Source organism: Paenibacillus sp. CR_12, from assembly GCF_041953985.1.
In the GTDB taxonomy this organism is placed as follows: Bacteria; Bacillota; Bacilli; order Paenibacillales; family Paenibacillaceae; genus Paenibacillus_AQ; species Paenibacillus_AQ lautus_A.
The window spans coordinates 68,655-76,433 of the sequence record NZ_JAVFHO010000014.1 but is presented as its reverse complement, the minus strand read 5'-3'; the positions used below and the strand labels follow the sequence as shown (position 1 = coordinate 76,433).

Below are 7,779 nucleotides of genomic sequence, written 5' to 3'. Positions count from 1 at the left end.
AAAAGTGGTTCGTTTTACTCACTCGTTGTTCAGTTTTCAAAGATCAATCTGTGTTTCTTATTTGTCATCCGCATCTCAGCGGCGACTTTTATAATATATCATACTTCCTATCAACTTTGCAAGTACTTTTTTTAAAAAAGTTTTTTGAAGTTTGTTTTGAAGTTTGATGGCCGCCGGTTGGCGGCATCACCTTCGAAAAGGAAGCGAAAATTAATTTAACATATAGTTAGCTGGTTAGTCAACACTTTTTCGCAGAATTAATGTTTGATTTGCGGAAACTTCCCGTTACGCGCATATTTGGAGAGTTCTTTCTGCGGGGCAAAGCGGGCATACATGCGAAATACCGTTTTATATCGGTTAGCGATCGCCTGCCTGATATTTTGGTCCAATCGTTGGTCGCTCAAATCCAGCAGCATTTCATCCAGTTCTTTTCGCAGTACATAATCAAGCTCTTTGCACTCTTTCTCATTGAATAGCATTCCCAGCATGATAGGACCTCCTTATATTTAAGCGAACATGTCACGTCTCTTCAATCGGATTAAAGCTGCACTTGCCTATGTAATGGTGATTAACCGTTTTGGCGGGATCTCTAAACCGAATGAAAGCTGTCTGAACATCATGATGTACGCCCTGTCCACGCAGCTCTCTCTTTGCTCTGCCAAGCTGCTTTATTAGGTATGCACAATTTCCGGGAAAATTATGACATCAGCCACAACGTAATTGTACTTTCGATCATAGCGGCCACGAGCAGCAGCACGACAACCCATAAAGAAGCAGTACCCAGCTTCCGCCAAAAGCCTCGCCACTCCGCGCCTATCCCGCTTCTGCGTTCCCCTGTTGCCACAACGCTTCTCAATACCAGCCCGCCAAAAGCCAGGCCGTACCCGCAGGCAATCACAATAACCGGTATCTCAATGATGCCATGAGGCAGCAGCCCCTTCACGATCAGATCGAACAGACTCTCTCCGCTCTCCCCCACGACTTTCACCAGGAAACCAATCACCATGCCGTTAACGACCAGGAAGAAAAATGGAATCACTCCCAGCAGCAAGCCCGAAAACATAACCAGCACGCTTTTAATGCTGTTGTTCAGAAAGATGAACACAAAAAAGTTCCATTCCGGATGATCGGAGGAACCTAGCTGCTGGCTAATCTCCCCCAGCCCTTGAAGCTGACCCAGAAGGAATTGCTCAAATCCCTCTGAGCTTGCTCCCGCTGCGATTCCGGCTATAAATAGAACCGCCGCCAAGAGCAATGCCTTCCGGATGGATCTTAAATCTCTAAGAAAAATGCTAAAACGTAACATTCGAGAACCTCCTAAATTGGTATAACTCGCAAGTACGAGCATATGTTGAAAGTAAACAAGCTATTGCACACTGAAGGGAGAGGGGCGCACGTATTATGAATTCTTTTTATGTATTCAACGGCAGAAAGATTAAGCGGTTTTTCTTCGTTCTTGCCGCGGCGATCTTTGCAATCGGCGTTATTTATGTGGAGAGTGACAACATCTCGGTCTTCTCCGAGGACAACCCGTCAGCGATTTACAGCGTGTCTACGGACAAGAAACAGATTGCGTTGACCTTTGACATCAGCTGGGGCGAAAAACGCGCAGAGCCCATTTTACAGGCCTTAAAGGACAATGGAGTTCAAAAGGCAACCTTCTTCCTGTCTGCGCCATGGAGCAAAACGCATCCCGATATCGTGAATGCCATCAAGGAAAGCGGATATGAAATCGGGAGCCACGGCTTCAAGCACGATAATTACAGCACGCTCACCGACGAGGAAATACGCAAGCAGATTTCTTCGGCACACACTATTTTAACCGCAATGACCGGACAAGAACCCAAATTGATACGGATGCCGAACGGGGATTTTGACAAAAGAGTCCTCAGCATCGCCCAAAGCCTGAACTACACGGTGATCCAGTGGGATACCGACTCCAGGGATTGGAAGAACATCGGCGTCGAGAAAATCGTCGATCGCGTCGTCTCCAAAGCCCATCCGGGAGATATCGTGCTGATGCACGCCAGCGATTCGGTGAAGCAAACCCATGAAGCGCTGCCTCTCATCATCAAGGAACTTCGCAATCAAGGCTACGAGTTCGTCACGGTCACCGATCTGCTTCAACAGGGCAGCACCCAAGGCACCGAGGTCCGCGATCACGCTTCATTGCAGAAGAGCATCGAAGACGCAGGCGGGCTATGACTCATGAAGACCCTTAACATTAAATAATGCTTAACAAAAAAAGAGCTAAGGCGTTAGCTCTTTTTTTCGTCTTGTGTAACTTTATGAAGCGTCAGAATCTGGTATGCATTACAGATCAGCAACGGTACAACCATAAAAATCGTGGCGTTGCTCACTCCGATTTGCAGCACGCCGATAATCTCTACGATGGAAATGGCCATCATGAAGAACAGCGTCGGGATCCATGCGTTGGCATTTGTGCTCTTTACTTTGAGGTAAGCAACGACAATGGCAATGACCAGTATGGAGATACCCAGAATCAAATCCTGCTGCAGGCTGGTGGATCCGCCGACAAACGTACGGAAGAACATCAGCTCCAGCAATGCCAGTACAGCCAACACGATCTGAATGTATTGCCAAGTCTTTCTTCGGAATATGCCAATCCCCATATAATTTAACGTCAGGTATGCAAAAAAGCCCATCTGGGAGTATACGCTCACCAGCGCCCCAGAGCCTAACAAAATCAGCGGGTATATCAATAAATCGGCCATTCCCGTGAACTCGATAGCGCCATTAAACAACTGCAGGACCAGACCTACGATCAATGCCGCCACTGCCCCGACGAGCAGCGTTTTCAAAAACAATTTGGACCACTTACGTAAGCTCAACTAACTTCCACCCCCACAGATCATTATTTTACCAACGTTCACAATAAAAAACCATTCTGAATCCGACATATTTCTGCAAATCCATCGCATACTATGCGAAGACCCGTAAGAAAAATGACATTCAACTTACTTTCACGAAAAGACAGACCGCACGCAGAAGGATTTTTCTTGCGAAAAAAGGAGGACAACGGTAATGAAGTGGCCGTTATTTCGTTTATGTATTATCGTCTTCGTTGCTGCCATGGTGCTTACCGCTTGTGGCGTAGAACAAAGCTCGTCCCCGCAGCTTGGCTATAAAGAAATCAAGTCTATGGTGGTCGACATTCTGAAAACCGACGAAGGCAAAAAAGCGGTGGAAGAAGCGATGGGGGGCGGAGCCGGCGGTTCCTCAGGCAGCGGAGGCTCAATGGGAATGCGGATGATGTCCGCCCAATCTGGCGATCAAATTCGGATGGCTGTTAAGGATACGCTGGTGTCGGATGAATATAAGAAGGAAATTGAGAAGATCATGACCGATCCGCAATTCGCCGGCGATTTTGCCAAGGCCATTAATTCCGAGAGCAAGCAGCTGCATATGCAGCTGATCAAGGACCCTACGTATCAAAAGGCTATTCAGGATATGTTAAAATCACCGGATGTGATGAAATCGTTTCTTGAATTGACCAATACGCCGGACTATCGCAAACAGTCCATGACCGTGATGCAGGAAGCTATGCAAAATCCGCTGTTCCGCATGGAGGTTCTGGAACTGCTCAAAACGGTCGTGAAAGATGAACTTCAGCCTAAAGTGGAAAAGAAAAAACAAGGCGAGGGACAAGGCCAAGAAGAGCAAGGCGGTGGCGGCGGTGAAGGTAGCAGTGAAAGCGGCGGCGGCGAAGAAGGCGGCGGTGATGGCGGCGGCGGCGGTTAAAGCATCCATTCCGAAAAATAGAACAAGCTCCCTGCAGAGGGAGCTTGTTTCGTCATATTATGAGTTGGTCTTAAACGGATCCTTCAAGCTTAGCCGCGATTCGTGAGGCGATCTCTTCGTAAATCGCTGCGCTCTCGGTCCCCGGTTTATAAACCGATGGCGAGAAATCCGGCTCCGAAGGGTGATTATCCGGGGCCCCCAACGGAAGCTGCGCGAGAAGCTCCGTATGAAGCGTCTCGGCAAGCTTGCCTCCGCCTCCACGACCGAACACATAATCCTTCTCACCGCCATGGGAGCAGACATAATAGGACATGTTCTCGACGACGCCTAGAATTTCATGATCGGTCTGCAAGGCCATCGCACCCGCTCTGGCGGCAACAAACGCCGCCGTAGCATGCGGGGTGGTTACGATGATCTCTTTGCTCTGCGGAATCATCTGATGCACGTCCAGCGCCACGTCACCGGTTCCTGGCGGCAGATCAAGCAGCATGTAGTCCAAATCCCCCCAAGCGACATCGGTGAAAAATTGACGCAGCATTTTGCCAAGCATCGGTCCGCGCCAAATCACCGGACTGTTCTCACGGATGAAGAAGCCCATCGACATGACCTTGACGCCAAAGCGCTCAACCGGGTGAATGACGCCGTCTTCGGTTACGGAGGGCCCTTCCTCAATACCCATCATGTCCGGCACGCTGAATCCGTAAATATCCGCGTCAATCAGACCGACCCTCTTCCCTTGTCGGGCCAAAGCTGCGGCTAAATTCACCGTAACGGTGGATTTGCCGACGCCGCCTTTGCCGCTTGCGATCGCAATGAAATGAACGCCGGATTGTTCGCTTAGAAGCGTATTCTGCTCCATGCCGGCAGCATGCCCTTTTGTCAGCTTGTCGCGATCGTTGGCTTCCTCGCGGTTCGCTTGGTTTGAGGCATTGTCCAGGGGACGCATGCGGATATGAATATCCTCCGCCCCCATCGCCTCCAGAATTTCTCTGATCTGCGCTTCCAGGGAAGCGCGTACATCTTCGCTGCTGTACGTCACGGATAGTCGAACCGTGCGTTCCTTGACTACAATATCTCGAATACGCTGGAGCTCCATCAGGCTCTTCCCGGTTTCGGGATCACGTAAAGGCTGGAGTATCTCCTGCACCGTTTCTCTAGTCAGCATATAAGCACCTCTGCTCTATGTAATGGAATAGACAATGTTTCGTTATTCGTGTCTATTATACCATTACTCTGCAGCTTGTGACGACTCGCTGATGGACTCTCCGGAGGTATACCGCAAAATGCCGTTATACACGGAAGCTGCGACCTTCCTCTGGTATTTCTCGTCCCGAAGCAATTCGGATTCCTGCGGGTGGGACAAGAAACCGACCTCGACCAGGGCGGATGGCATGCGCAGGGCTTGGAGCAAATATATCTTGTCGTCCGTTTTGGCCAGACGCTGCGTATTCTCCAGGTTATGCCTAATTTCAGCCTGGATCAATTCGGCAAGTTTCTTGCTGTCCTCGTTATTCGGCGGGAAAAAGGTCTGCGCGCCTCTCCACCGATTGGACGGAATGCTGTTCAGATGCATGCTGATAAACAGGTCGGCCTTGCTGTCCTCGATCATCCGCACGCGTTGTTTGAGGTCTTCCGTTTTCCGCTTGGAATATCCCTTGGTGCTTTCCGCAGCCAGGTCGTAGTCTCCTTCTCTTGTCATAATGACAAGCGCGCCTGCCTGCTGCAAGTAATCACGTAGATACAAGGTGATGGCCAGGTTTACATCCTTCTCTATGACGCCTTGGCGGCTTACTGCTCCCCCGTCTGGCCCGCCATGGCCTGCATCAAGGGCAATGACTTTGCCGGCAAGCGGCAGGCTCCAGGTATTGGACGTTTTGGCAGAGGGGATTTCGTACGTCACTACGATAATGAGCAGTGCCAGTAGTACGGCACCAATCAGGGTTTGTTTGATTCTCTTCAACGATATCCATACCGTAACCTTGTCCGTTCTCCGCCTGGACATAACAAAACCACCTCGTCCCATGAGTTGTTCTACTCCATCATATGGGACAAGGTGGTTATTTATGCCTTCGTTATACCGTGATCTGCTCTTTCATGCCTTCGATCAGTACTTGCGCAACTTCCGGGCGCGTAAATTCCGGCGGCGGGCACTGCCCCTCGCGAAGCAAGCCGCGAACCTTCGTTCCCGACAAGGTCAGATGGTCCTCCTTAGGATGCGGGCATGTTTTGCTCGAGGCCATGTTTCCGCACGTTGTGCAGAAGAAGCTGTGCTCGAAGAACAGCGGGGTAATGCCTAACTCTTCCACAGTGAAATTCTTGAAAATTTCCTGTGCCTCGTAAGTGCCGTAGTAGTCGCCGACTCCGGCGTGATCCCGGCCCACGATAAAATGAGTGCATCCATAATTTTTACGAACCATGGCATGGAATATGGCTTCCCTTGGGCCTGCATAACGCATGGCAGCCGGAAATACGCCCAGGAAGGTACGATCCGCGGGGTAATAGTTCTCCAGCAAGGTGAGGTAGCTCTTCATCCGCACGTTGGCAGGAACGTCATCCGATTTGGTCTCTCCCACGAGCGGATTGAGGAATAGCGCATCTACGATTTCCATTGCGCTTTTCTGAATGTACTCATGTGCACGGTGGACCGGATTTCGGGTCTGAAAGCCGACAACCGTATTCCAGCCCTTGGCTTTAAAATGTGCGCGTGTTTCTGCCGGATCAAAATAAAACTCGCCAAAACGTTCCGGCTGTGGACGATTCAATACTTGAATCGGACCTCCAACATACGTCGCAGGTCGTTCCAAAAGCTTTTTCACGCCTGGATGTTCCGGATCATCGGTCTTGAATACTTGTACAGCCTCGAATTGCTGATCGACCTGGTAGACGCTCTCGACATCGATGACGCCATAAACGACGCCGTCTTCTTCTCCTACAAGCGCCGCCTTCTCGCCGACTACGAGCTTCGCCGCCGTGTCTTCATCTACGGCCAGCGTGACCGGTATGCTCCACACCGTTCCGTCAGATAAACGCATATTGGAAACGACAGATTTGTAGTCCTGCTCGTTCAGAAATCCCTGCAATGGCGAAAATGCTCCGACCCCGATTAGATCCAAGTCCGAAATGCTCCAGGCGTTTACAGGGATCTTATGAAAGGTGTCAACCTGCTTCAACAAAGCTTCACGTTCTTCTCCTTGGGCTACCCGCTGTACCAGCGTACCGCCATGAGGGAGTATGGCTGTCATGAATAATTCCTCCTTCTTATGCTGCAACTGTGATAAGGCAAGTGGTTCTTATCTGTTTATTTATGAAGCCCGCACTCCGTCTTCTCATGCCCGGACCAGCGTCCTGCACGTGGATCTTCTCCCGGCATGACCTGCCGCGTGCAGTATTCGCAGCCAATGCTCGGATAATTCTGATCATGCAGCGGGTTGTAGATGATCTCGTTCGTGCGGATGTAATTCCACACATCCTCACTCGTCCAGCCCGCGATCGGATTGAACTTCACCAAACCGAACTTGGTATCATATTCAATCTTCTTCGAGTTCGCCCGGGTAGGGGCTTGATCTCTTCGTATGCCTGTGATCCAAGCCTCGTATTGAGACAGAATCCGGGTCAACGGCTCTACCTTGCGGATGTTGCAGCATTCGTTCGGGCTGACGCTCCATAATGCTTCGCCATGCTGAGCCGCTTGCTCTTCCGGCGTGATGAGCGGAGATACGCGCACAAATTCCAGCCCATAACGTTCTGCCATACGATCCCGCGTTTCGTATGTCTCCTTGAAATGAAAGTCGGTATCCAGATAAAAAATATCCGTCGACGGACTGATCTTCTGAATCATATCGACCAATACCACATCTTCTGCTCCAAAGCTGCAAGCAAACGTTATGTTAGGAAACGTCTTGATTGCAAATTCGATGACTTCCTCAGCGGATGCGTGCTCAAGCTCTTCAGCTTGCACTCTGATCAGATCTTCTTTCTCCAGCAAATTCATGATTGGATGCCTCCCCCATTTTTCAT

9 protein-coding genes are annotated in these 7,779 nt (G+C 50.1%); 2 read left to right on the top strand and 7 right to left on the bottom strand.

Annotated elements, in window-relative coordinates; translation table 11 throughout:
• Nucleotides 1–257: 257 nt before the first annotated feature.
• Both RB297_RS30445 and RB297_RS30440 read right to left on the bottom strand, forming a co-directional pair.
• A complete protein-coding gene (locus tag RB297_RS30445; RefSeq protein ID WP_009592811.1) occupies nt 258–488 on the bottom strand; it encodes a hypothetical protein in 231 nt (76 codons plus the stop codon).
• A gap of 209 nt (nt 489–697) precedes the next feature.
• Nucleotides 698–1,306, bottom strand: a complete 609-nt coding sequence (locus tag RB297_RS30440) for a stage II sporulation protein M (protein WP_009589220.1) — start codon at nt 1,304–1,306, stop codon at nt 698–700.
• A 95-nt stretch (nt 1,307–1,401) separates the two neighbouring features.
• On the opposite strand from RB297_RS30440, the gene pdaB reads away from it, so the two are divergent.
• On the top strand, nt 1,402–2,205 hold the full coding sequence (gene pdaB, locus RB297_RS30435; RefSeq protein WP_009589226.1) for a polysaccharide deacetylase family sporulation protein PdaB: 804 nt from the start codon (nt 1,402–1,404) through the stop codon (nt 2,203–2,205).
• 53 nt (nt 2,206–2,258) lie between these two features.
• Here pdaB and RB297_RS30430 read toward each other — a convergent pair whose 3' ends face one another.
• On the bottom strand, nt 2,259–2,852 hold the full coding sequence (locus tag RB297_RS30430) for a KinB-signaling pathway activation protein (protein WP_096777166.1): 594 nt from the start codon (nt 2,850–2,852) through the stop codon (nt 2,259–2,261).
• 193 nt (nt 2,853–3,045) lie between these two features.
• Here RB297_RS30430 and gerD point away from each other — a divergent pair, with 193 nt between their 5' ends.
• Entirely contained in the window at nt 3,046–3,762 is a 717-nt protein-coding gene (gene gerD, locus RB297_RS30425; RefSeq protein WP_096777167.1) for a spore germination lipoprotein GerD, read from the top strand.
• A gap of 70 nt (nt 3,763–3,832) precedes the next feature.
• Here the strand turns inward: gerD and RB297_RS30420 are convergent, their stop codons facing one another.
• The 4 genes from RB297_RS30420 to RB297_RS30405 form a co-directional block, all read right to left on the bottom strand.
• Nucleotides 3,833–4,927, bottom strand: a complete 1,095-nt coding sequence (locus tag RB297_RS30420; protein ID WP_015737614.1) for an Mrp/NBP35 family ATP-binding protein — start codon at nt 4,925–4,927, stop codon at nt 3,833–3,835.
• Nucleotides 4,928–4,990: 63 nt separating this feature from the next.
• Nucleotides 4,991–5,764 carry an N-acetylmuramoyl-L-alanine amidase CwlD gene (gene cwlD / locus RB297_RS30415; RefSeq protein ID WP_009589216.1) on the bottom strand — a complete coding sequence of 258 codons (774 nt, stop codon included), beginning with the start codon at nt 5,762–5,764 and terminating at the stop codon, nt 4,991–4,993.
• Nucleotides 5,765–5,834: 70 nt separating this feature from the next.
• Entirely contained in the window at nt 5,835–7,004 is a 1,170-nt protein-coding gene (sat, locus tag RB297_RS30410; RefSeq protein ID WP_375122064.1) for a sulfate adenylyltransferase, read from the bottom strand.
• Between the two features lie 56 nt (nt 7,005–7,060).
• Nucleotides 7,061–7,753 (bottom strand): phosphoadenylyl-sulfate reductase, encoded by a 693-nt coding sequence (locus tag RB297_RS30405; RefSeq protein WP_015737617.1) that lies wholly within the window; start codon nt 7,751–7,753, stop codon nt 7,061–7,063.
• Nucleotides 7,754–7,779 lie beyond the last annotated feature (26 nt).